Below are 25,541 nucleotides of genomic sequence, written 5' to 3'. Positions count from 1 at the left end.
AAAAGACCCCAAAAGTAGTGTTATATCGCCGATAAAACAAATATTATGAGGTTTGATTTTAATATTCTAAGCTTATTACTAACCCTATTCACAAATACTAAATGAACCTCCATTGAGCTTGGTAGAGTTAATTATGGAGAGTATATTTGTTTCTTTAATTTAACCATGAAAATAACTAAACACATAGAAAACTCAGATAAAACATTGTTTTCTTTTGAAATAATACCCCCATTAAAAGGTAAAGGCATTGAGTCTCTGTATGAAGGAATCGACCCTTTAATGGAGTTTAAGCCTCCTTTTATCAACGTCACCTATCATAGAGAAGAATATTCTTACAAAGACATGGGAGATGGTTTGTTAAAAAAAATATCTATCAGAAAAAGACCTGGTACGGTAGGAATATGTGCTGCATTAATGCATAAATATAAAGTAGATGCAGTACCTCATCTTATTTGTGGAGGGTTTAATGTCGAAGAAACCGAAAATGCATTGATAGATTTACAGTTTTTGGGCGTCGATAATGTTTTGGCTTTGAGGGGAGACCCTATCAAAACAGAAGCTTCTTTTCACCCTGAGAAAGGAGGTCATCGCTATGCTGTTGAATTAATAGAGCAAATCAGTAACCTCAACAAGGGGAACTACTTAGATGGACTGAATCAAAATACACCTACAGATTTTTGTATCGGCGCAGCCGGTTATCCTGAAAAACATTTTGAGGCCATGAACTTAACTTCTGATTTAAAACATCTAAAAGAAAAGGTAGATGCTGGGGCTGAGTTTATTGTCACTCAACTGTTTTTTGATAACCAAAAATACTTTGACTTTGTAGACAAATGCAGAAACATTGGTATTAATGTTCCTATTATCCCAGGGTTAAAACCTATCACGAATATGAGACACATCTCTTTTCTACCTAAGTTTTTTAACGTCGACTTACCTATTGACCTCTCTAACGAATTAGAAAAATGCACGACCAATGAGCAAGTAAAACAAGTAGGAATAGAATGGGGAATAAAACAAGCTCAAGAATTGGTTAAGCACAATGTTCCGGTATTACATTTTTACACAATGGGAAAAGGAGAAGCTGTAAAAGCTATTGCTAGTGAGGTCTTTTAATAAAAAACGAAAAAATTAGTTATGTTTGATAGTTGGTTCACAACCTCCATTGAAAAAATAGATTTTAGAATGACAAAAGTAATTTCTTTTATAAGTAGAAAAGGTGGATCTGGAAAGACAACAAATGCCATCAATTTAGCTACCTCGTTGAATAAAATTGGATATTCCGTTTTATTAGTCGAGACAGATACGAACTATACCCTCATTTCATCAAGAAAGTTAGAGCTTTTTAAAAGGAAAGAAAAAGAAGACACACACTTTCCTATTTTAGCCTCTGAGGACCACAGAATTGCTGATGAAATTAAAGCCTTAAGAGCGAAAAAAAGTTTTGATATTATCATTGTCGATAGTGCTGGAAAAACAACTGATCAAGGAATAAGAGAGTTATGCTTGGAAAGCGACATGGTTATCATTACAACCAGTCTAACGCAGAATGATTTATTAGTCACGTACCAAACGGTAAAGGATCTATTGCCAGCCAAGGCTATCAACCATCAACTGAAACTATGTATCTTACCTAACCGTATACACTCGCATACCCGTTTGAAGACGGTAAAAGAAGTGTTAAAGAACTTAGAGGCAGAGGTTATTGATACTTACGTTCCACAACGTAAAATTTATACTTCTCCAAGCACGATTACTGCGGAAAAGCGTTATCTTAATGTTGCCAACCAAATTATTAAACAACTTTAGCAATAAAAAAATGGGAAGAAAACACAATACTTTATCTGATTTATCTGATTTTTTAAATCAAAACCCTAATGAAATAGATTTAGGAAATGTAAAGTCTAAAGAGGACTTTATTTCTAGAGCTCCAAATAATTTGGTAGATGTACCCAAACCGGTTCAGCCCAAAACTTTCTCAAAAGCAAACAAATCGCTAGAAGACCTTGCGCAATACCTACACGATAAAGCTGAAAAAGAAAACAAAAGCTTTACTGAACTTTGGCTACAACTTTTAGAAGAGGGGGTAAAAATCGACCCGCTACTAAAAAACACAACAGCATTTAAAACAATGAGAACAATTAGAAAAACATCTGTAAACGTTGTACTAGAGGGAATTACTCAATTGATAAAAAGAAAATAATGGGTAAACACATTACCATAACGTTAGTTGTTTTGTTGTCTTTCTCAACATTGGTAAAAGCTCAAAGTGGATCTAAGGAGAAGATATACAGTTCATTTATCATTGTAAATGATGGCTTAGAATCCACTAGAAGTTTGTTAACTCAAGAAACGAGCAAATTATATTTCGACTTAATCAAAAAACAAGGAAAAGACTCTATTATCGTTCAACTTTCAGATTCGCTAAGGCATAAAACCGCTGAACTTGTGAACTACATCAACAGAGTTAAGGTATTACTCATTATTAAAACTGAAAAATTAGACAAAGAAGCAGTAGTGGAAAACGATACCATTATTAGTTTAAAACACCTCGAGCATTTTGATGATTATTACACCCCTGGAGAAACCATACTAGGTAAAAATGGAGAAAAGAAGCTAAAAGGAAAATTATCTGCTTATGATTTAAAAAAACAAATTAGAAGCTACGAAGATTTTATCTCCAAAAACTGCTTTCGCCTTATTAACCCACCAAAATACATTGACATCAATAATGGCGGTTACTACTACAACTGGGAACATTCCAACTTTAAAGAGAAACCATTGGCTGGTATTATTACTTATCTTTCCAAAATGCAATTAGACATTACTCTGACTGAACATGCAACACTCAAACATTTAATAGCGATAGAAAGTGAATAAAATAATTGCTATACTCATATTTTTAGGGAGTATTTTTGTAGCTGTATCTCAAGAAACAAAAACATATTTAGATGTAAAAATTACATCTGTTGAGAAAATGCGAAAAAGATTAAAGAACACCGCTGTTGTACTTTATAAAAATGAGCAAAAAGTAGATTCCGTAAACTTAACAAACGGAAGGTATAAACTCAACCTTGATACCGGGAACGTTTATAAAGTTGAATTTAAAAAACCTTTATATGTAACCAAATTCATTGTACTTAACACCAAAGAAGCTCCCAAAAAGTACAATAAGAATACTAAACTAAAAATTGACATTGGACTGTTTCATCAAAAAGACGATTTGAATGTTGATTTCCTAAAAAAAGAGCCTATTGGCTATGCGCGCTATGATTTTGTAACCGATAAAATGATGTGGGATGAAGCGTACCTGCAAATGATGAAAGGAAAAATAGTCAGAGCGACATTAAACTATGCAAAGTCCAAAAACTATTAACTTAATGTTAATAATGTTAACTTAACATTATTATTTACTTAATAAATTCTGTTATCTACCCTATATTTTCTTTTCTTGTTTTACAACAATTACCTTTGTTGAAAATCAAAACAAAAAAAAATGAAAAAAACTTTACTTTTAATTGCTTCAGCAGCCTTTTATGCTACCAATTTCGCACAAGGTTGTACTGACTTGTATTTTTCTGAGTATATAGAAGGCTCTAGTAACAATAAAGCTATTGAAATCTATAACCCAACCAATGTTACTGTTGACTTATCAAACTATACACTTTACAGATACAACAATGGAGCTACATCTGCAACTGCTACATTTAACATGCAAGGAATGTTAAATGCTGGAGATGTTTATGTTATCGCCAACTCAAGTGCTGTTCAAGCGATAACAGCACAAGCTGACACACTACATTCATTTTGTGGGTTTAATGGTGATGATGCTATTGCTCTTCACAATGGGACAACTCAAATTGATGTATTTGGAGAAATTGGTGTTGATCCAGGATCGGGGTGGACAGTTGGAACTGGCGCAACTAACAACCAAACATTGGTAAGAAAAACTACTGTAAACACAGGAAATACAACTTGGGCTGGTTCAGGAGATTTGGAATGGGATGTTTATGCTATCGATGACTTTTCGTACATTGGAAGCCATACAGCAGATGGATGTGGTACTCCATCAACAGATCCGATTATCTCATTTGATGGATTTTCGACATCAGTAGTTGAATCTGTTGGGACAATCACTATTGATTTAACATTAACTAACCAAAGTACAATGGCTACAAGTGTTGATGTTGCAATAAATGCTGCTTCAACTGCTACAGCAGGAGATTATACGTTTACAAACCCAACAACGGTTACGTTCCCTGCAAACAGCACAGCTAATCAATCAATTACTATAACGATAAATGATGATACAGACATCGAGTCTATCGAAACACTTATTTTAGATTTACAAAACTTTACAAATAGTGCTACAGCTGGTACTTATTCTACTTACGAAATTGAAATCAACGACAATGATGAGCCAGTAATCCCTGGATGTTCGGAGCTTTATTTCTCAGAGTATATTGAAGGTTCTTCTAACAATAAAGCTTATGAAATTTATAACCCAACTTCACAAGCAATCGATTTATCTAACTACACTGTATACTTATATAAAAATGGTGCCACAATAGCTGATGACACCTTAATGCTTACTGGTACATTAAACGCTAATGATGTGTACATTGTTGCTAACCCTAATGCTGATTCGGCAAACATTAGAGCACATTCGGACACATTACACGCTACAACTTTCTTCAACGGAGATGATGCTTTAGCTTTATTTAATGGTACAACAAAAGTTGATGTTATTGGTTTAATTGGAGAAGATCCAGGTTCTTCATGGAGTGTTGATACGGGAGCAACTAGAGAGTATACTTTAGTAAGAAAAGCTGCAATTGTTAACGGAACAACATTATGGTCTGGTAATGGAGATACTCAATGGATTGCATACAGCCAAAATGATTTTTCACACCTAGGAACACATACAACTGTTGGATGTGCTACTACACCTACATTAGTAGCTATGCCTTCTGTAGACAATGATACTGTTTGTATCCAAACACCAACATTTAACTTCTCTGATGCTAGTACAGGTGGAGTAACTCCATACACTTACAGCTGGAACTTTGGTGACGGAAACACTTCAACATCTGCCAACCCATCACATACTTACGCTAGCCCAGGAACATATACTGTTACATTAACAGTTACTGACGATGCTATTGCAGGAACTCAAACTGACGATTCAACACTTACTGTTGTTGTAGATAACTGTTTATCTGTTTCTGAGCATAACCCAACAACAATTACAATGTTCCCTAACCCAACTAAAGACGGTATGGTACAATTCTCAAACATCGAGAACAATACTACGATTACAGTTTATAATGTTGTAGGAGCTGTTGTATACAACCAATTAATAAACAACTCGCAAACGATTGACTTATCTATCCTTAATAAAGGAAGCTATCTAGTTAATTTAACAACTAATAATCATTCAACGATTAAGAAATTGATTATTGAATAAGTAAACTTATATCCAATAAAAAAGGAGGTTATTTTGAATAACCTCCTTTTTTTATTTTGATGTATATATGTTACTTACACTCTTTATTGATTTCAGCAGTAATGTTCACCTCAACAGTGGACCAAAGTTTACTTACTCCATCTGCACCTTTATGTAGGTCTTCACATACTAAATTCAGAGAGTCTAACGATGGTTTAGCATTCCAATCTTCAACGTTTAGCTCTGTCTTAAATTCAACTTTACCTTCTTCTATCTTCCACTTAAAATCTTGCTCTTTTTCTACTCCATTCATTGCAATAGCTATTACAGCAGTTCCATTGCCCTCTCCTTCGATAGCAACAATTTTACCTGTTAGAAAGTCTGTTTGACTCATCGTTCCAAAAAAACTGTTTTTAATTTTTTCATCGCGAACTTCATTATCTGAGTTTACAGTTCTTGTATTAATTGAAATAGTCGCTTTTTGAAAAGTCTCCTCGGGTTTTTCAGCAACTACAGTATTATTCAACTCCAACATATCAAATACCCCACCTACCGGTGTTTTCTCATTATGTTTGTACGATGTCCAAGCTAATTGAACTGTTGAAGGGTCAATAGAAAATGTACAAGTTTCAGTTTTTTCTTCTTGGTTAGCGACCTCTTTTGAAGAATTAGTTTCAGTATGCTCTTCATTTCCGCATGAAGAGAAAAAAGCGACAGCACCAATCATTGAGATGCTAAAAAAAATCTTTTTCATATTTATATTTTTTGTGTTTTATTCAAATTCTACTAAAATTCTATTTTTCTCTACTGTGTCTCCTTTTTCAACAGCTATACTTTTTATTACTGCATCTATAGGTGACTTAAGAATATTCTCCATTTTCATAGCTTCTAAAACTAAAATTGGATCGTCTTTCTTGATTACATCCCCCACACTTACTTTCACTTCAAATACAACTCCTGGCATTGGGGCTTTCAAATCGTTTACTTTTTGAACAGCGCCAGCTCCCATTCCCATAGACTTTAATAGCTCATCATATTCATCTGCTAATGCTACCATAAAACGGTTTCCATTCACTTTTAAAAGCACTTCTTTCTTCTCCTGATCCAACTTTAATAATCGAGCATTATACTTCTTTCCTTTATAAATAACCCTCAATTCTTTTTCAGTTTTATCTACTACTTCTATAGCAAATCCATCTCCCTTTAGAGGAGTTTCTAGATCTGGATTAAAAGTAAACTCTTCCACTTTATTTATTTTTGCCTTCATACCGTTTAATTAGTTTTTAGTACGCTAAAATTAATAAATCTACCAAACATAACAACGTTGTTGGTCCATCTTTTCTTTTTTTTCATCTTTGTAATCGCCAAGATGTATCAGCATCTTATTTTTAAACTAAATCTTATGAAAAAGACCTTATTTATACCAATTGTTGGCCTAAGTTCATTATTTGTTTCCTGCTCTCCTAAAAAGCAGCTGCAAGAAACAGTCATTGAATTACCTCCAGTAGAAGTTGTTGAAGAAGCTAAAGAACCTGTTACCAGAGCACATTACAATGCTTCTGAAACTAGAAAAACGGATATTTTACACACCATATTGCATGTAAGCTTTGATTGGACTAACCGCCAATTAAATGGAAAAGCAATTATTACCGCTAAACCTTATTTCTATACTACAGATAGTCTTATTCTAGATGCTAAGGCAATGGATATCCATGGTGTGAAAGTTGAGGGAGTAGAAACCCCTATTGCTTACCAACATGATGGTGCTTTCTTAAAAATAAAACTTCCTAAAAAATACACAGCTGAAGAACAGTATAATATCATCATTGATTATACCGCAAATCCCGAAAAAGTAGGTCAATCAGGAAGTTCTGCGATTACCAGCGCAAAGGGGTTGTACTTTATCAATCATGACGGTGCCAACCCTAATAAACACCAAGAAATATGGACACAAGGAGAAACAGAGGCTAGTTCGGTATGGTTTCCTACGATTGACGATCCTACAGAAAAAACAACACATGAAATCTACATGACTGTTCAAAATAAATTCCAAACACTTTCTAATGGGTATTTGGCTGACACCAAATACCTTGACAACGATATGCGAGTGGATCACTGGGTAATGGATAAGCCACACTCTACTTACTTATTTATGATGACTGTTGGGGAGTTTGCCATAGTTACAGACAAATGGGTCAAAAACGATGGAACAGAATTAGAAGTAAATTATTATGTAGAAAAGAAATATGAACCTCATGCTAAAGCAATATTCGGTGAAACTCCAAGAATGCTCCAATATTTCTCTGATTTACTCGGAGTAGAATATCCTTGGGCTAAATACTGTCAAGTCGTTGTGAGGGATTATGTTTCTGGAGCAATGGAAAATACAACAGCTACCATTCATGGAGATTTTCTTTATCAAACAACAAGAGAGTTGGTAGATGGAGGAAACGAATCAATTATTGCTCACGAGTTATTCCACCACTGGTTTGGAGACCTAGTGACTTGTGAAAGCTGGGCAAACCTACCTTTAAATGAATCGTTTGCCAATTACAGTCAATTCTTATGGGATGAACATAAGTATGGAAAAATGGAGGCAGACATGAATGCATTTGGAGAAATGGAAGGCTATTTCCTTTCTGCTCAACAAGGAGGGCATGTTGACATGATTCGTTACGATTACAAAAACAAAGAAGATATGTTTGATGGGCATTCTTATAATAAAGGTGGACGTATCTTAAACATGTTGAGAACCTACGTAGGTGATGAAGCTTTTTTCGCAGCTTTAAAACTATACCTTAACAAAAATGCCTACCAAAATACAGAGATTGCTCATTTAAGAATGGCGTTTGAGCAAGTAACAGGTGAAGATTTAAACTGGTTTTTCAACCAATGGTTCTTAGCCAGTGGACATCCAATGGTTCGGTTTGAACAAAATTACAATGCCACAACAAAAGAACTAGAAATTACAATTATTCAGAAACAAAATTTTGATAAATGGCCATTGTATAAACTTCCTATTATGGTCGATATATACACCTCTAAAGGCGTACAAAGAGAATTGGTTTGGGCTGACGAAGTAGAAGAAAAAATTAGTTTCTCAGGAATAGAGGAAGCTCCTTTATTAGTCAACATTGATGCGACTAAAACACTACTCGCTAAAAAAGTGGATAAAAAATCAATTGAACAATGGATTTATCAATTAAACAACGCGCCTTTATGGCTTGATAAAAAGGAAGCTTTAGCAAAAATCGGTAACAGCAGTAATGAAAATGCAATCAAAGCAGTAATCAAAGCACTTGATCATCCTTTTTGGAATGTAAAAACTATGGCTATGGCTAAGTTGAGAAAAGCTGTTGAAGCCTATCCAAATGAAATCAAGTCTAAATTAATTAGTATAGCTAAATCTGGTAAACACCCTAAAGAAAGAGCGCAAGCCATTAAATATTTAAATAAATATTTTAAAGATGATAAAAGTTTAGTAACTGTATACGAAAACGGAACTAAAGATCAATCTTATAATGTTTTAGGAAATTCCATAAAAGCGTTAGCTAACTTAGATGAGAAAAAAGGAATGGAATTAGCAAAAGCTAATGAAAATGTTGAAAGTGCAAAAGTCAACAATATTATTGCTGAAATTTACGCTGAAAATGGAACCCCTGCTGAACACGATTTCTTCACTAAAAACATTTCAGAATTAAGTGCGATGAACAAATATGGCTTTGTTCAAAATTATAATAAATACCTTATGAATCAGGACAACGAAACCATTGCAAAAGGAATTCCTGTTTTTAAGGATATTGCTGAAAATGAAAGCATGTGGTTTGTTAAATTATCGGGATATCAATTGTTAAGCGGACTACAAAGCCACTACACTAAAGAAACTACAACATTGGCAACGACTATAGAAAGCTTTGAAGCTGAAGGAAACAGTATGAAAGCTGCTGAAGCTCAGAAGGAATTAAACTACTGTAAAACAAAAATTTCTGAAATTAACACCATAATGAATACCCTGAAACAAAATGAAACCGATACCAATGTCAAAAAGTATTTAGGAATTAAATAACCTTTATATAACTACTACTTTTAAAAGCTTTTCTCACATCATGTGGGAAAAGCTTTTTTTATATAGCACATTGAAAAGCATAGAGATCTTAAAAATTTAATGAATCATGTTAAAGATTTATTATATCTTCACTCGAACATTATAAGCAAGCACACATGTCATCATTTTTAATTGTATCGGTAATTGCAGTTTATTTTCTAGTCTTGATTGGTATTGCCCACTTTACCTCAAAAGGAGCAACTAACAATGCCTCTTTTTTCTTGGGGGAACGAAAATCACCATGGTATATTGTAGCTTTTGGAATGATCGGAGCTTCGTTATCGGGAGTGACCTTTCTTTCTGTACCTGGTTGGGTAGGAAATGAAACCAATCAATTTAGTTATATGCAGGCTGTATTTGGCTTTTTCTTCGGATATTTGGTAGTCGCGCTAGTATTGTTACCCTTATACTATCGAATGAACCTCACTTCTATCTACGGCTATTTGGAACAACGGTTTGGTTTTTGGAGTTATAAAACGGGGGCTTTTTTCTTTTTAATTTCTAGATTAATTGGTGCTTCTGTCCGCTTGTTGTTAGTGGCTAATGTTTTACAAAAGATTCTTTTTGATGCCTGGAATATTCCTTTTGTTATTACGGTAATTATTGCAGTATTGTTAATATGGGTATACACAAATCGTGGTGGGATTAAAACCATTATTTGGACCGACACGCTACAAACAGCGTTTATGTTAGGGTCTGTTTTATTGACCATCTATATGTTGAGTGATTTACTTAAGGTTTCTGAAACAGGAGGATTAGTGAAAACCATTCAAGATAGCCCTTATTCCAAACTCTTTTTCTTTGAGGACATCAATAGCAGCAATCATTTTCTTAAACACTTTATTGGAGGAATGTTTATTACCATTGGAATGACTGGTTTGGATCAAGATATGATGCAAAAGAATTTAAGTTGTAAAAACACGAAAGAAGCTCAAAAAAACATGCTTTCTATGGCTAGTGTTTTAATTATTGTCAACCTTGTTTTTCTTTCACTTGGAGCGCTTCTATTTCTATACTCTAGCAAAACAGGGATAGGAGCTAAAGTAGATTCAGATATGTTGTTCTCTGAAATAGCATTACATTCCAATACTGGTACTACGATTGGTATTTTATTTCTTTTAGGGGTTATTGCTGCAGCCTACAGTAGTGCAGATTCTGCTCTAACATCATTAACTACATCTTTTTCTGTCGATTTTTTAGACATAGAAAAAAAGCAACCAGCATTAGCAGAAAAAACAAGAAAGAATGTTCATATTATCATGTCAGCAGTTATTGTATTAGTTGTAATTCTTTTAAAATACTCTACAGAAGATGCTGCGATTAGCCTTCTCATGAAATTAGCTGGTTTTACCTATGGACCTTTGATTGGATTGTTCTTTTTCGGGATTCTTACCAAACGTCAATTGAAAGACAACTTTGTCCCAATAGTAAGTATTCTTGTACCTGCAATAATCGCTCTTTTTTGGTATTACTCAACTGGAGCTCCTGGTGTTCCAAAAGGTGAATTGGGAATTTTTGGAGCCTATAAATTTGGATTTGAAATCATCATATACAACGCACTATTAGCATTTATTGGCTTATTCTTTATTAGCTCAAAAACAAAATAATTGCCTTAAGACAAAAAAAGTCCCTAGCTATTCATTAACTAGAGACCTTTTACCTAGGTGTTGTATGATCTTAATCTAACATTGCATCAGCATCAAACTCTTCTTCAGAAGCATCTTCAGTCTCTTCTCCCGAATCTGGCATCTCTACATTATCGTAGTCGATTGCTTCTAACTCTTTTGCAGACTCCTCTGCTTGTTTATGATCTTCCTCAGTTGTTGCTGGGCCACAAGAAGTCACCAATAAACTGAATGCAAAAATTGATACTATTGATATTAAATAAGTTTTCATAATTTGTTGATTAAATAGTTCTTCTACAATATTAAAAAATTATCTTGGATAACACAAAAAGTATTTCTTTACTGGCTTCGTTAGTGCCTGAATATTTAAGTTATCGCTTGCTTCTGTGATGTCTAATATTTTACCAGACTTATACAAAATATTTATCGAGTCACTATTCGCGTTGTACGCATTATTCTCTATTTCATCTGTAAACACAAAATAATCTGCCTCTGCTTTAGTTAAACCATATTTTTCAGCAGCTATTTTTTGATATTCAGTTAATGTTTGCGCTGTAAAAGGCTCATTTTGCATCCAGATCTTTAATAAATGACGATTGGTTAACATCTCCGAAAGTGTTGACAGGACCTTATCAGCATGTGTTGTCCAAACTTTAATCGCTCCCAACACATCATAATCATCTAAAGTTGCAAAAGCGTTTAACACTTCTTCTTTTTCAAAGTCTTTTTTAGTAATATCTGAATATAAAAACAACTCTAGCGAAGGACTACAGAACAGTTTTTCACCATTTTGAGCTAACTCCTTGGCTCTTTCTAGTATTTTAACGAGTAAAAACTCCGCACTAATGACTGTTTTATGTAAATATACTTGCCAATACATTAAACGACGGGCTACAATAAATTTTTCGATGGAATAAATCCCCTTTTCTTGAATTACCAATTCATCATTGACAACATCCAACATTTTAATAATTCGTTGATTACTTACAACCCCTTCAGAAACACCGGTATAAAAACTATCCCTTTTTAAATAGTCCAATCGGTCCATGTCTAATTGACTAGAAACCAATTGATGCAAAAACTTTTTAGGATATCTATTGGTAAAAATCTCTATTGCTGTACTCAATTGCCCCTTAAATTCTTGGTTTAACTTTTCCATAAACAATAAGGATAATTCTTCATGATGCACCCCTTTAGCGATTGTATGTTCCAATGCATGTGAGTAGGGACCATGACCTATATCATGCAACAAAATAGCTAATGTTACCCCTTTTGCTTCTTCATCTGTAATTTCATGCCCTTTGGAACGTAAAACCTCAATTGCTTGCTGCATAAGATTAGTACATCCAACAACATGATGAAAGCGGGTATGTAATGCACCTGGATAGACTAAGTCAGACAACCCTAGCTGTTTAATTCTCCTTAAACGCTGAAAATAAGGATGATCGATGAGTTCTAAGATTAACTCATAAGGCACAGAAATAAAGCCATAAACAGGGTCATTAAATATCTTTTTCTTAGTGATTGAATTACTCATTATTGTAATTTTAAACTGCTTCTTTTTCTTATCTTCTACAAACATAACTATTTGAGAGGTCAGAAAACGTTTTTTTATTTAAACATTTGGATTATATTTGTAAGTAATACCAACCATGTGTGGTATAACCTTTCTAGGATTTATTTTTAAGCTAAAAACCAAACGCATGAAAAAATTATTTTTTACTCTCGCTATTGCTTCTTTCTTCATTTCTTGTGAAGGTGAAAACAAAGAAAAAGTTGATCAAAAAGAAGAAAAAGTTGATCAAAAAGACACACAAGAGCCTGCTATTGACTTAAGTGAGTTAAGAGAGTTTGAAATGAATGATTATGACTTGGAAGCTACCATTTTTATTCCTGAAAATCATTTTATGATTTCTGAAGAAGAAGAGGGACTGGAAGATCCAGTTGTGACTCACTCTGATGGGGAGGCGAAGTGGGATTTAACTATGCGTTCGAACAAAAACTGGAGCATTACTATTGAAGATTGGGGTGATGAAGAAAAATCTGTTGGGCTTGAAAAAGAAATCCATAAAGAAACATCTGAGGTATATGATTACAAATACATAGAGGAAGGAACTGACTACCTTTTATTCCAAAGAGCTCTAAAATCAGGGAGTACTACTATGGATGAAAAGACAGCTTCTAAACTACCGAATTATCATTTTGTTGTGGTGAAAAACGTAAACGGTACTTACATTACTATTAAGAGTAATGATTTAGGAGAGTTTAGAAAAATTAGCGCTCAAAAAATGCTAAATGCTGCTAGAGCCATAAAATAATGACTAACCATGCGACTTGTTGCAACTCTTTTTCTTTATACCCTTATAGCTTGTTCTTGTACAAGTAAAAAAAGTGTTGTTGAACAACCATCGTCTACAAGTTCTAAAGTTGATGAAGAACTCCTGATAAAAGAGGGGTTTGTTAAAGGGATTGTTCTAGATTCTTCCCATGATGAAGAAAGATGCGGCTTCTTAATTGAGCTCCCCGAAACTCAACAAATCATTCAACCAATGAACCTGGAGGCTGATTTTAAAAAAAATGGAATTGTTGTTTGGTTAAAATATCGACCGATTCGCCCTATTCAACCAAGCTGCAACAAAGGCATAACAGTATCCATCGAAGCCATCAAAAAAGGCTAAAAAGGTTTTCTTCTAAAAGATCACTTTTGTTTCTCGTCTATAAAATCCCTAATATCGTATAAACCTCCATTTAAAGTTTGATCACTAGGCAATAGCTCTAAAAGTTGTTGAGCAACAAATGAGGGACTTAAAAGTTGCTTGTTGTTCTTTAGGTCAATAAAACGCGTAACAGCGTTAAAATCTTCCTTTTTAGTCGAACGAATCGTTACTTGCATGTTGGTATCTACCACCCCAGGAGCAAAAGAAATTACTTTTATCGGATAAAGTTGTGTTTCTTGTTCTTTCCCAACACAAGCAGAAAAGAGGTCTAAACCGGCCTTAGAAGCACAGTAAGTAGCCCATCCAGCATACGGTTTTCTCCCAGCACCAGAAGATATATTTAAAATATACTTGGGTAAATCTGCATCTTGTAGCTCCTTGATAAAAGCCTCCATCAATACTATTGGTGCTTTAATGTTGGTGTCTATATTATTAGCTAATGCCATTACGTCATGTGTTCCAACATCTCCTATTGGATTAATTGTACCAGCATTATTGATTAGTGTATACGATTGAACGTTTTCTTGGCGTAACTTGTCAAACACCTGACTTATTGTAGCATTTAATTCTTCTATATTGGCCAAGTCACAGTTAAAGTGTTTTAATCCCAACTGCTTTAACTCTTTTACAGCATCATTCTCTTTTCTAGAAATAGAATATACAAGCGCCTCTTCTTTTAGAAGTTTGGTAACAAAAGAAAGCCCTAGACCACTTGTAGTACCTGTAACAATATAACAATCTCTCATTATTGAAATAGTTTAGCTAATACTAGGCGATTAAACCCAGTAATCAAAAAAGTATATAACATCCCCAATAAGATTAATGAAAACAAGGTCATTGGAACAATGGTCTTAAAAGTAGGTTGTAGAATCATATTAATAGCCGCTTCATTGGTATCTCTAATGTCTTCAATTGATTTTCCCTCATACATTTCGGGAGCAGCAATCATCTTTTCTTTTGCTTGAGCATCAAAGTTCTCGTGCTGTGTTCGCTCAAGATGCTGCCTTGCCCTAATTTTAGGATATTCAGGATCTATCCAGTTATAATATGAAAAGATAAAAAAGGCAATGATAACAGCATAAGTACTCACCGTTCTTAACCCCGACTTTATATCATGTAATAAACTGACCCCTTTTCCTTTTAGCCGTTCTTTATTAAACTCACTTAAAATACTATAGGCTACAGCACCCAATAAACAAAAAGTATTAAATCCAAAAGCAATGACATGCGCATTGGCATTATGATTATACCCTAAAAAAACAATTATTAACTCAAAAAGAATATAAATCGCCGCTGCTACAATACCAATTTTATACGTCCTGTTCATCTTAATATGCTCTTACGTTCTTTCCTTCTACATAATTTACAAATGCCTGATTAACCACCTTATTCCCTCCAGGTGTTGGATAATCTCCAGTAAAATACCAATCTCCAGTATTATTCGGAACGGCCTTGTGTAAGTCAGCAACCGATTGATAAATAATCGTTACATCAGCATTAATATCTTTGTGCGTTAGTAGCTGAGAAATCTTCTCACTAATCTCTTCATCAGTAAATGGAGCGTAGATTTCTTTTACGTAATTTACAACGTCCTCTTTGGGTAAACCAACTTGTGCCTTAGACTTTTGATAAACTTCATCTATAATATGAGCTTTTCCTTGTTCTTTCAACAAAGCTATAGCAGCTTGAAAAGCTATAAAGTCTCCCAGCTTTGCCATATCAATACCATAACAATCTGGATAACGAATCTGAGGAGCAGAAGAAACAACAACGATTTTCTTAGGACTTAAACGGTCTAATATCCTAATTACACTTTGTTTTAGCGTTGTTCCCCTCACAATAGAATCGTCTATTACAACAAGGTTATCTGTTTCTCTTTTTACAGAACCGTAGGTAATGTCATAGACATGGGCAACCATGTCGTCTCGAGCATCATCTTGCGTAATGAACGTTCTTAATTTGGCGTCTTTAACCATTACTTTATCTGCCCTTGTTCGAATAGATAAAATATCAACCAAATCTTCATCTTTAGGATTATCTCCTAACTCTTTTATTTTTCTAAGCTTGATTTCGTTAAGATAACTTTCTGTAGCTTTTAGCATTCCGTAGTATGCAGTCTCTGCTGTATTGGGAATGAATGAAAAAACAGAGTTTCTTAAATCATAATCAACCGCTTCTAAAACTTTTGGAGTAACTAACCTCCCCAATTCTAAGCGTTCTTGGTAGATGTCTTTATCCGTCCCTCTAGAGAAATAAATACGTTCAAATGAACATTGTTTTTCTTCTAGTTTAGGTTTGACACTTTTCTCCTCAACCGCTCCATTTTTAGGAATAATCAACGCACTTCCAGGTGTAACTTCTTGAATCTCTTCCCATTTTATATTAAAAGCTGTTTGAATAATTGGTCTTTCTGAAGCTACAACCGTAATCTCTTCATCGTCGTACCAAAATGCAGGTCTAATTCCATTGGGGTCTCTCAAAACAAAAGCATCTCCATGCCCCAATAATCCAGCCATCACATACCCTCCATCCCAATCTACTGCTGATTGCTGTAATATTTTTTGAATATCAATATTTTGAGCAATTAATTCAGAGATTTCTACATAACTCTTTCCCTCAGCCTTATATTTCTCAAACAACTGTTGGTTAGCATCATCTAAATAATGTCCTATTTTCTCTAATACCGTAACGGTATCAGATTTTTGCTTTGGATGTTGACCAATATCTACTAAAAGTCCAAACAATTCATCTACATTGGTTAGGTTAAAGTTCCCCGCCAATGCTAAGTTTTTAGTCATCCAATTGTTTGTTCTTAAAAATGGGTGGCAATTTTCAATACTATTTTTACCATAAGTCCCATACCTTAAATGCCCTAAAAACAATTCTCCTGTAAAGCCCTCGTTTTGCTTTAACCATTGAACATCATTTAACTTTTCAGGATCATTTAATTCCAGTTTTTTAAACCGTTCATTGACATAAGAGAATAAGTCCTGAATTGGTTTTTGAGCAACACTTCTATGCCGACTAATGTAACGATTTCCCGGCTCCATATCGAACTTAATATTTGCTATTCCAGCGCCATCTTGCCCTCGATTGTGCTGCTTTTCCATTAGCAAATACATTTTGTTTAATCCATAAAACGCTGTTCCGTATTTTTTATGGTAAAACTCTAGCGGTTTCTTCAGTCTCAGAAGAGCAATTCCGCATTCGTGTTGTATAGCATCGCTCATGCGTACAAAGATAATATAGTTTGTTGGATTTGTGTTTGAATATTAGTTAAAATAATCCCCTAGTCCTTACAAGATTTTCAATCTATTTATAAGTATTTTAAAAATTGCTGTAAGGAAGTTTAGTAAATTGCGTCTCAATACCAAAATACAACACTTACGACGATGAAAAAAATCCACCTTTTAGTCATAACGTTATGGATGAGTTCGGCTATATGGGCTCAAGATATCACTACTTTTTTTGACCAAGCTAACAATTTCTTTATTCAAAATGTAAAAGATGGAAAGGTCGACTATGCAGGAATACAAGAAAGTGAAACCTTAGCAAAATTAATCGACAACATCAATTCAATCGAGTTTTCCAATCTGGAAACTAATCAACAAAAAGCTTACCTCATCAACTCCTACAACCTCCTTGTTATTAATGAAATAAGAAAAAACTGGCCTGTCACAAGCCCTATGGACATCTCTGGTTTCTTTGACGGAATAAAACACAACATAGCCGGTAAAAAATGGACGCTAAATCACTTAGAAAACGAATTTATGCGCCCTACTTATCAAGACCCTAGACTTCACTTTGTCTTAGTTTGTGGAGCTAAAGATTGTCCACCAATTATCAATGAAGCTTATTATCCTGCAACGCTTGAAATTCAACTGGAAGAGCAAACCAAAACAGCCTTAAACAATCCCAATTTTATCAAAATAGAGGGAGAAACGGTTGAAATTTCTGAAATATTTAAATGGTATACGAGTGATTTTAAACTCAAAGCAAAAAATGTTTTAGAGTATATCAATAGTTATCGAACAAACAAGATTGACACAAAAACAAAATATGGCTATTACAATTACGATTGGTCGGTTAATGCACAAGCAAATATACAACCTATTATCACTGAATTAGGCGATCCTGTTGCTTTTAATTTACAAACTTACAATGCTGGATCTCTACTTAGAAAAGGCAAGTTTGACATCTCATTATTTAATGCGATGTATACGCAAAGTAAATCAGAATGGATGGGCACTACTTATGATGGTTTCAGAGAAACTTTTTACTCCTCTTTAATTCAGTTTACTTATGGAACTTCTAAGAACGCTAGAGTTAATCTAGGTTTAGACATCAAACTTGGTAGTTCTGGAAGATCTTCATCAGATCGTTTTTCTAAAATTGGTAGAGCTTTTGAATTCACAAACGATGATTCAACGCGAGTTGGCTTATCTTATGTAGGACCGCGTATAAAGCTTCAACCCTTTAAAAATGAAGCTAACTTTACCGTACAAAGTAGCTTATTATTCCCTACTACTGTTGCTCCAGAAGGAAGAAGCGCAGATGTTAACGGAAATAACGCCTTATACTTTTTAGATTGGGACCGTATTCAATCATGGACACAATTCTTTTACGTTAAAAGCTTTAGAAAATCTCAACTCTTTTTAGAAGCAGACATCTGGTATCGAATAGGATATAAACAAAACCAAGCTTCGGCTGTGGACCTCCCTTTCACTGTAATTTATAGCCTATTCCCTACTCCAAAAACTACATTTTACGGAATAGCTTCTCATGTTATCAGAAATCAATACAACCCACATAGTTACAATGATGGAATAACTACTGCTGCTAATTATAGTGCTGCTGGTCTAGGCTTCAAATATCAATTGACTTCTAAACTAAACCTAGAACTACTTTACACCAACTTTTTAAGGGGAACCAACTCTGGATTAGGGAACACCTTTAACATTGGAATAAGATATGTACATTAGAATCATCCTTTTTTCGGGGATTATAGGGCTTTTTTCATGCAATAAAACACCAACACGAACCTTAGCCTACGACTTAGAACAAGATGGTTTAGTCACCTCTTCTGAGTATATCATTGCTTGCGCTGCTGGTATGCCTCAAGGGTTTATGGGTGAAGAAGACTTTCCTGTTTCCATGTTTTTTTATCCTGTAGCTGGTGCGAATAATTTTAAATATTACGAAACGCTTAATGATAATATTAACCCATACAATTATTCTCTTTATTTACCGCTTGAAGTAACAGAGGAATATGTTTTTAACGGTTACCTTAGGCGTTTTCCAATTATTGAAAACAAAAATGATAGATGGGGAATCGTAACGTATGAGGTTAATGGACAAGTTCGAATTTGTGATCCCGTTCATATAAAAGTCAATACTCAACCCACTTTATGGAACCCTAATTCAATTACTGTAACAACAAATGGAATCCAGCCAATGTTCAACTGGATAGAAAACCCCACACATTATAATAAAATACACTTCCAAGTAGTAGCAGACAGCTCCAATAACTTAATTAGCGGAACTTATACCTATGACAACTCTTGGCAATTTTACGACCTCTCTAATGTTGTTCTAAACATTACTGATACTTCTTCTCTTCCTGTGTTAAATCATGCAACGTCCTACAACTTCACTTTAATGTCGGTTACAGAAGATAACTGGGTGAACTTATTTGGTCAAAAATCGTTCAACACACCATGAATAAACTAGTGATAGTATTGACCGCTTTTCTTGTTACTATTGGTTGCATAGGACAGAAAATAAATGGTGTCAATATCGTTTCATCGAAAAAGTCATTTGACGGTGTTATTTCAGAAAAACTAACCGCCATTAACGCCAATTACATTGCTCTAACTCCCTATCTTTTAATGAAAGAAAATCGTCCTGAAATTTATTATGAAATCGAAGGGAACTATTGGGGAGATTATAGAATTAACCTGAAAAAACTTGTCGAAGATGCACAACAATCTGGATTAAAAACCATGCTAAAACCCCATATATTTGTGGAGAATATTGGATGGGCAGGCACGTTAAATTTCAACACCAAAGATTGGTATACATGGAAAGTTAACTTTGCTAAAAAAATGCTCATTTTTGCTCAATTTGCTGAAGAAAACAAAATTGACATTTTATGTATAGGTGTTGAACTGAAATCCGCCACGCAAAAAGACAGTTTATTTTTTATTGAATTAATTAAAAGGATTCGAAAAATATATAAAGGGAAATTAACTTACGCAGCTAATTGGGATAATTATCAAAACATTACCTTTTGGAAAGAACTAGACTACATTGGTATAGACGGCTATTTCCCCATTTCGTTAAAAAAATCGCCATCAAAACAAGACTTAATGAAAGGATGGGATAAAATAACTCCTAAACTCAAACGCTTTTCAGCAACACAAGGTAAATCCATTATCTTCACTGAATTTGGTTATCGAAGCTGTGATTTTTCTTTAGGTAAACAATGGGAAATCGAATCCAACAAAAAAATTCCCACCAATTATAACAATCAAACCAATGGTTATGAAGTTTTTTTTGAAAAAGTGTATCAACTAGATTGTGTTGCTGGAGGATTTATTTGGAAATGGTATGGTAATGACGTTGACCTTCGAGACCTCCCCAAAAACAGCTATACCCCTCAGGGTAAACCTGCAGAAAAGCTCATTCAACAATGGTATTCTAAATAAGTAACAACTCAAAATTTAGCTATATGGATAAGATAATATAGTTTAAAGCCTGATTTTTGTTATTTTTATACTTGCTAAATTCTTTGAATTTTGCAGCTCTTATCTAAAAGAATAGCTTGAGTACAAATGCAGAACATAAATGTTATCATTGTGGAGATGATTGTGGTGCAGAACCTATACAACTAGAGGACAAATGTTTTTGTTGTAATGGCTGTAAGACTGTTTTTGAAATTATCAACAATACCAACCTAGATAATTACTACGAACTTGAGAACACTCCTGGGATAAAACCTTCTTTTAGTAATTCAGATAAATACAAATTTCTCGACATCGAGGAAATAGCCAACGACATCTTTGATTTTAGAGAAGGTGATCTTAGAAAGGTTCGACTGTTCTTACCTGAAATTCATTGTAGCTCATGTATTTGGTTATTGGAGAATCTTCACAAATTAAATAATGGAGTCCTTTCTTCCGAGGTCAACTTTGTTAAAAAAGAAGCGTCCATTACCTTTAATATTAGTATTGTTTCTTTCCAAGAATTGGCGACATTACTCGACAAAATAGGCTATCCTCCAAAGTTTAGTGGTGGCAACGAAAACAAACAAAAATCGACCTCTAAAGCCATGTTTTATAAGTTGGGGGTCGCAGGGTTTTGTTTTAGTAACATCATGTTATTCAGTTTCCCTGAATACTTAAACTTTGATAGCTCTTTTTTGGAGTTTAGAGCGTTTTTTGCTTGGTTAATTTTTGGGTTTTCAATCCCTATTATTCTTTTCTCAGCAAAAGACTATTGGACATCAGCTTTTAAAGCATTGCGTGCAAAAACACTCAACCTTGATGTTCCTATTACTTTAGGAATTTTGGTGCTTTATGCAAGAAGTGTCTACGACATTTTTAGCAACAATGGACCAGGATACATGGACTCGTTCGCTGGTTTTGTACTCTTTTTGTTAATCGGTAAACTCTTCCAAAATAAAACTTATCAAGCTTTATCGTTTGAGAGGGATTATAAATCTTACTTTCCTTTGGCTGTTACCAAAATAAAAGAAGATTCAGAAGAGATTGTACCCCTTAATAACATTGAAGAGGGAGACATCATTTTGATTAAAAATGAAGAAATAATCCCTGCTGATGCCATTCTTAAGTCCGAAAAAGCTAGAATTGATTATAGCTTTGTTACTGGAGAATCAAAGCCTATAGTCAAATATAAAGGAGAAGAAATTTTTGCAGGAGGAAAGCAAGTAGGAGATGCGATAGAATTAAAAATTCTGAAAAAAGTAGAACAAAGCTACCTTACACAACTATGGAATCAAAAAGCTTTTGATAAAGAGGAAGAAGACAAAGGCTCCCTTAAAGCACTTACAGACCGTTTAAGCCAGGTTTTTATTTTTATCATCATTATTATTGCAGCTATTACAGGTATAATTTGGTACTTTATAGATCCCTCTAATGTGATTAATATTATCACTGCTGTACTAATTGTAGCCTGCCCATGTGCACTAGCACTCTCTATTCCTTTTACTTTTGGGAACGCACTAAGAGCAGCAGGAAGAAAAAAATTGTATTTAAAAAATGCTGATGCCATTGAACAAATGGGAAGAGTTACCGATATTGTTTTTGATAAAACAGGGACAATAACTACTGGAAACACTTCAAAACAAACTTTTATTGGAGAAGAACTTACTCCAGAAAAAGAGCGCGCTATCTTCTCATTGGTACGGAACTCTTCTCACCCTTTAAGTGTTGCGCTATACAACCATCTTAAAAGCAAACACTCAAAACCCAGTATTGTTGAAGACTACCAAGAAGTTGCTGGAAAAGGAATCCAAGGAACCGTTAATGGCACATTATTGTTAATTGGATCTCGCTCATGGGTTGGTGTTCCCCAAAGTGACTCGTTAGCCTCAGAGGTACACATTAAATATGGAGCGAATTATATTGGTTACTATAAAATAGAAAACGAGTATAGAAAAGAATTTTTATCGATTATCAAAGAGTTGGGAGAACAATACAATCTGCATGTTCTTTCTGGTGACAATAACAGTGAATTAGAAAACCTAAAAAAATACTTCCCCAATGAAAACCAACTTCACTTTAATCAGCAACCTATAGACAAACTTGAGTACATTAAGAAACTAAAAACCAAAGGAAAAACAGTACTGATGCTAGGCGATGGTCTAAATGATGCTGGAGCACTAAAACAAAGTGATGTTGGAATTGTTATTTCTGATGACGTCTATAATTTTTCACCAGCATGTGATGGAATTTTAGATGCCAGAAGATTGCACCACCTACCTTTATTTTTAGACTTAGGAAAATACAGTATTACGACATTAAAGATGAGCTATGCTTTTTCATTGCTTTATAACATTATCGGGTTATCTTTCGCTGTCTTTAATTTCCTAACTCCCTTAGTAGCAGCAATTCTAATGCCAGTAAGCTCAATTTCTGTGGTATTACTTACTACCTTTTCTATTGCCATTTATACCCGTAGAAAATTCAAAACTGACTAAAATCATGTTATTACATGATTGAACAAGATGTTAAAAATAGTTAATAGGTTCTATTTTTGTCATTAAAATGTCATCATGGGGATAATCTATTTAATGATAGGAGTAAGTTTTTCAATCGCGCTATTCTTTTTAGTGTCTTTTTTCTGGGCAACAAAAGATGGTCAATTTGACGATGATTACACGCCATCTGTAAGAATGTTATTCGATGATGAAATCGAAAAAGAAAATATAAACCAAAAAAACAAGTAAATGGAACTAGAAAAGTTTAATTACGACAACAAGATTGTAAAGAAGTTTGCATATGCAACACTTATCTGGGGTGTCGTAGGGATGTTAGTAGGGTTAATTGCTGCCTCTTGGCTAGCTTTCCCACAGTTTTTTAATGACTATTTGAATATTAAAATTCTTTCATTTGGTCGTATTCGTCCATTACACACTAATGCTGTGATTTTTGCATTTGTAGGAAATGGTATTTTCACAGGTGTTTACTACTCACTACAGCGTTTATTAAAAACTAGAATGGCTAGTGACGCATTGAGTAATATTAACTTCTGGGGATGGCAATTTATCATTGTATGTGCTGCAGTAACGCTTCCTTTAGGATATACTTCTAGTAAGGAATATGCAGAGCTAGAGTGGTGGATTGATATTTTAATTGCATTAATGTGGGTTGCTTTTGGTGCCAACATGATTTGGACAATTTTGAAGAGAAGGGTTCAACACATGTATGTTGCTATTTGGTTCTATATCGCTACATTCATTACAGTTGCAATGTTGCATATCTTCAACTCATTCGAATTACCAATTTCTTTCATGAAAAGTTATTCTTGGTATTCAGGAGTTCAGGATGCCTTAGTACAATGGTGGTATGGACATAATGCCGTAGCATTCTTCTTAACAACTCCTTACTTAGGGTTAATGTACTACTTTGTTCCTAAAGCGGCTAACAGACCTGTATACTCATACAGATTATCGATTATTCACTTCTGGGCATTAATTTTCTTATATATCTGGGCTGGACCTCACCACTTATTATACACTTCTTTACCAGAATGGGCACAATCTTTAGGTACTGTATTTTCAGTAATGTTGATTGCTCCATCTTGGGGAGGTATGTTAAATGGATTATTAACATTGAGAGGTGCTTGGGATAAAGTAAGAGATAATGTGGTATTAAAGTTTATGGTTGTTGCCATTACAGCATACGGGATGTCAACATTTGAAGGACCAATGTTATCACTTAAAAACGTAAACATTATTTCTCACTTTACAGATTGGACTGTTGCTCACGTTCACGTAGGTGGATTAGGATGGAATGGGATGATGACTTTTGGTATGTTATACTGGTTATTCCCTAAAATGTGGAAAACAAAATTATACTCTACTAAATTAGCTAATGTTCACTTCTGGGTTGCTACGTTAGGAATCTTATTCTGGGCATTACCTATGTACTGGGCTGGATTTGTTCAAGGATTAATGTGGCAAGAGTTTAATCCTGATGGAACTTTAGTTCACGGTGAGTTCTTAGATACAGTTACACAATTAGCACCGCTTTATACTATGAGAGCATTTGGTGGGTTAATTTATCTAGTTGGAGCTATCATAGGTACTTACAACTTATTTAAAACTGCTGCCGTAGGAGAATTCTTACCAGAAGAAGCTGCAGAAGCTGCTCCATTAAACAAAAAACACCGTTTTGCAAACGAAGGTTGGCACGGAGCTATTGAAAGAAAACCAATTAAGTTTACAATTTTAGCATTAGTAGCTGTTGCGATTGGTGGGGTTGTACAAATTATTCCAGTATCTATTGTAGATTCAAACATTCCTACTATTGCAAGTGTAAAACCATATACTCCATTAGAATTAGAAGGACGTGATATTTATATTAGAGAGGGATGTAACAACTGTCACTCGCAAATGATTAGACCTGTTCGTTTTGAGACCGTTCGTTACGGTGAATATTCTAAATCAGGGGAGTTTGTTTACGATCATCCACACTTATGGGGATCTAAAAGAACTGGACCAGATTTAGCTCGTGAAGGAGGAAAAAGAGGTGATGACTGGCACTACAAACACATGAAAGTTCCTAAAGACATGTCTCCAGGATCATTGATGCCAGCTTATCCTTGGATTATCGAAGACGAAATGGATCTTTCTTTATTACAAGGTAAAATTTCAGCGATGCGTACACTTGGTGTACCTTATGAAGAAGGTTACGAAGAAAAAGCAATGGCCGACTTAGAAGAGCAAGCTTTAGAAATTGCAACAAACATTGTTACAAAGATTAAAGCTGATGACTCTGAAGAAGATCAAGCTGCTGCAATAGAAAGTGTTAAATCTAAAGAGATCGTTGCGTTAGTTGCTTACCTACAAAGATTAGGAAAAGACATTAAAGCAGAAGAAATCGAAGAATAATACAAACGATATG

The 25,541-nt window shown here is 34.5% G+C and carries 23 protein-coding genes; 16 read left to right on the top strand and 7 right to left on the bottom strand.

Translation table 11 applies throughout. The annotated features are described in order from the left end of the window. Nucleotides 1-165 precede the first annotated feature (165 nt). From metF to N4A35_10830, 6 genes are all read left to right on the top strand, one after another. Nucleotides 166-1,116, top strand: coding sequence for a methylenetetrahydrofolate reductase [NAD(P)H] (gene metF, locus N4A35_10855; protein MCT4581908.1), 951 nt, complete (start codon nt 166-168; stop codon nt 1,114-1,116). Between the two features lie 69 nt (nt 1,117-1,185). Next, entirely contained in the window at nt 1,186-1,809 is a 624-nt protein-coding gene (locus N4A35_10850) for a ParA family protein (protein ID MCT4581907.1), read from the top strand. A gap of 10 nt (nt 1,810-1,819) precedes the next feature. Beyond that, entirely contained in the window at nt 1,820-2,203 is a 384-nt protein-coding gene (locus N4A35_10845; protein MCT4581906.1) for a hypothetical protein, read from the top strand. Continuing rightward, entirely contained in the window at nt 2,203-2,880 is a 678-nt protein-coding gene (locus N4A35_10840; GenBank protein MCT4581905.1) for a hypothetical protein, read from the top strand. Before N4A35_10845 ends, N4A35_10840 begins: the two co-directional genes overlap by 1 nt. Then, nucleotides 2,873-3,376 (top strand): hypothetical protein, encoded by a 504-nt coding sequence (locus tag N4A35_10835; protein MCT4581904.1) that lies wholly within the window; start codon nt 2,873-2,875, stop codon nt 3,374-3,376. Before N4A35_10840 ends, N4A35_10835 begins: the two co-directional genes overlap by 8 nt. Before the next feature lie 120 nt (nt 3,377-3,496). Then, on the top strand, nt 3,497-5,467 hold the full coding sequence (locus N4A35_10830; GenBank protein ID MCT4581903.1) for a lamin tail domain-containing protein: 1,971 nt from the start codon (nt 3,497-3,499) through the stop codon (nt 5,465-5,467). A gap of 70 nt (nt 5,468-5,537) precedes the next feature. Here the strand turns inward: N4A35_10830 and N4A35_10825 are convergent, their stop codons facing one another. Both N4A35_10825 and N4A35_10820 read right to left on the bottom strand, forming a co-directional pair. After that, a complete protein-coding gene (locus N4A35_10825; protein MCT4581902.1) occupies nt 5,538-6,200 on the bottom strand; it encodes a YceI family protein in 663 nt (220 codons plus the stop codon). 18 nt (nt 6,201-6,218) lie between these two features. Continuing rightward, nucleotides 6,219-6,713 carry an acetyl-CoA carboxylase biotin carboxyl carrier protein subunit gene (locus N4A35_10820; GenBank protein MCT4581901.1) on the bottom strand — a complete coding sequence of 165 codons (495 nt, stop codon included), beginning with the start codon at nt 6,711-6,713 and terminating at the stop codon, nt 6,219-6,221. A 135-nt stretch (nt 6,714-6,848) separates the two neighbouring features. Here N4A35_10820 and N4A35_10815 point away from each other — a divergent pair, with 135 nt between their 5' ends. After that, a complete protein-coding gene (locus N4A35_10815) occupies nt 6,849-9,512 on the top strand; it encodes a M1 family metallopeptidase (GenBank protein MCT4581900.1) in 2,664 nt (887 codons plus the stop codon). Between the two features lie 155 nt (nt 9,513-9,667). Further along, nucleotides 9,668-11,158: a sodium:solute symporter gene (locus tag N4A35_10810; GenBank protein MCT4581899.1), complete on the top strand. Its 1,491-nt coding sequence runs from the start codon at nt 9,668-9,670 to the stop codon at nt 11,156-11,158. A gap of 70 nt (nt 11,159-11,228) precedes the next feature. On the opposite strand, the gene N4A35_10805 is transcribed toward N4A35_10810, so the two are convergent. Next, a complete protein-coding gene (locus tag N4A35_10805) occupies nt 11,229-11,447 on the bottom strand; it encodes a hypothetical protein (GenBank protein ID MCT4581898.1) in 219 nt (72 codons plus the stop codon). Nucleotides 11,448-11,486: 39 nt separating this feature from the next. Next, nucleotides 11,487-12,713, bottom strand: a complete 1,227-nt coding sequence (locus N4A35_10800) for an HD domain-containing protein (GenBank protein MCT4581897.1) — start codon at nt 12,711-12,713, stop codon at nt 11,487-11,489. 166 nt (nt 12,714-12,879) lie between these two features. On the opposite strand from N4A35_10800, the gene N4A35_10795 reads away from it, so the two are divergent. Together N4A35_10795 and N4A35_10790 are read left to right on the top strand one after the other, a co-directional pair. Continuing rightward, nucleotides 12,880-13,494: a hypothetical protein gene (locus N4A35_10795; protein MCT4581896.1), complete on the top strand. Its 615-nt coding sequence runs from the start codon at nt 12,880-12,882 to the stop codon at nt 13,492-13,494. 9 nt (nt 13,495-13,503) lie between these two features. After that, the gene (locus tag N4A35_10790; GenBank protein ID MCT4581895.1) at nt 13,504-13,854 is read left to right on the top strand and encodes a hypothetical protein; all 351 of its coding nucleotides are present in this window, start codon (nt 13,504-13,506) and stop codon (nt 13,852-13,854) included. Between the two features lie 20 nt (nt 13,855-13,874). Here N4A35_10790 and N4A35_10785 read toward each other — a convergent pair whose 3' ends face one another. The 3 genes from N4A35_10785 to N4A35_10775 are packed head-to-tail and all read right to left on the bottom strand — an operon-like array spanning nt 13,875 to nt 17,123. Further along, nucleotides 13,875-14,639, bottom strand: coding sequence for a (S)-benzoin forming benzil reductase (locus N4A35_10785; GenBank protein ID MCT4581894.1), 765 nt, complete (start codon nt 14,637-14,639; stop codon nt 13,875-13,877). Beyond that, entirely contained in the window at nt 14,639-15,220 is a 582-nt protein-coding gene (locus N4A35_10780) for a DUF4199 domain-containing protein (protein ID MCT4581893.1), read from the bottom strand. Before N4A35_10780 ends, N4A35_10785 begins: the two co-directional genes overlap by 1 nt. A 1-nt stretch (nt 15,221) precedes the next feature. Continuing rightward, complete coding sequence (locus N4A35_10775) at nt 15,222-17,123, bottom strand: amidophosphoribosyltransferase (protein ID MCT4581892.1); 1,902 nt, start codon at nt 17,121-17,123, stop codon at nt 15,222-15,224. A 162-nt stretch (nt 17,124-17,285) separates the two neighbouring features. On the opposite strand from N4A35_10775, the gene N4A35_10770 reads away from it, so the two are divergent. From N4A35_10770 to ccoN, 6 genes are all read left to right on the top strand, one after another. Then, nucleotides 17,286-18,875: a DUF547 domain-containing protein gene (locus N4A35_10770; GenBank protein ID MCT4581891.1), complete on the top strand. Its 1,590-nt coding sequence runs from the start codon at nt 17,286-17,288 to the stop codon at nt 18,873-18,875. Continuing rightward, nucleotides 18,865-19,614 carry a hypothetical protein gene (locus tag N4A35_10765; GenBank protein ID MCT4581890.1) on the top strand — a complete coding sequence of 250 codons (750 nt, stop codon included), beginning with the start codon at nt 18,865-18,867 and terminating at the stop codon, nt 19,612-19,614. The genes N4A35_10770 and N4A35_10765 overlap by 11 nt, the downstream gene beginning before the upstream one ends. After that, entirely contained in the window at nt 19,611-20,600 is a 990-nt protein-coding gene (locus N4A35_10760) for a hypothetical protein (protein ID MCT4581889.1), read from the top strand. The genes N4A35_10765 and N4A35_10760 overlap by 4 nt, the downstream gene beginning before the upstream one ends. Before the next feature lie 116 nt (nt 20,601-20,716). Then, a complete protein-coding gene (locus tag N4A35_10755) occupies nt 20,717-23,113 on the top strand; it encodes a heavy metal translocating P-type ATPase metal-binding domain-containing protein (GenBank protein ID MCT4581888.1) in 2,397 nt (798 codons plus the stop codon). Nucleotides 23,114-23,188: 75 nt separating this feature from the next. Next, a complete protein-coding gene (ccoS, locus tag N4A35_10750) occupies nt 23,189-23,362 on the top strand; it encodes a cbb3-type cytochrome oxidase assembly protein CcoS (protein MCT4581887.1) in 174 nt (57 codons plus the stop codon). Further along, entirely contained in the window at nt 23,363-25,528 is a 2,166-nt protein-coding gene (gene ccoN / locus N4A35_10745) for a cytochrome-c oxidase, cbb3-type subunit I (GenBank protein MCT4581886.1), read from the top strand. The last annotated feature ends 13 nt before the right edge of the window (nt 25,529-25,541 follow it).

The organism is Flavobacteriales bacterium, assembly GCA_025210295.1.
Lineage (GTDB): Bacteria > Bacteroidota > Bacteroidia > Flavobacteriales_D > Parvicellaceae > S010-51.
Note: the sequence above shows the minus strand (reverse complement) of the source record. Positions and strands in the feature narration are given on the sequence as shown.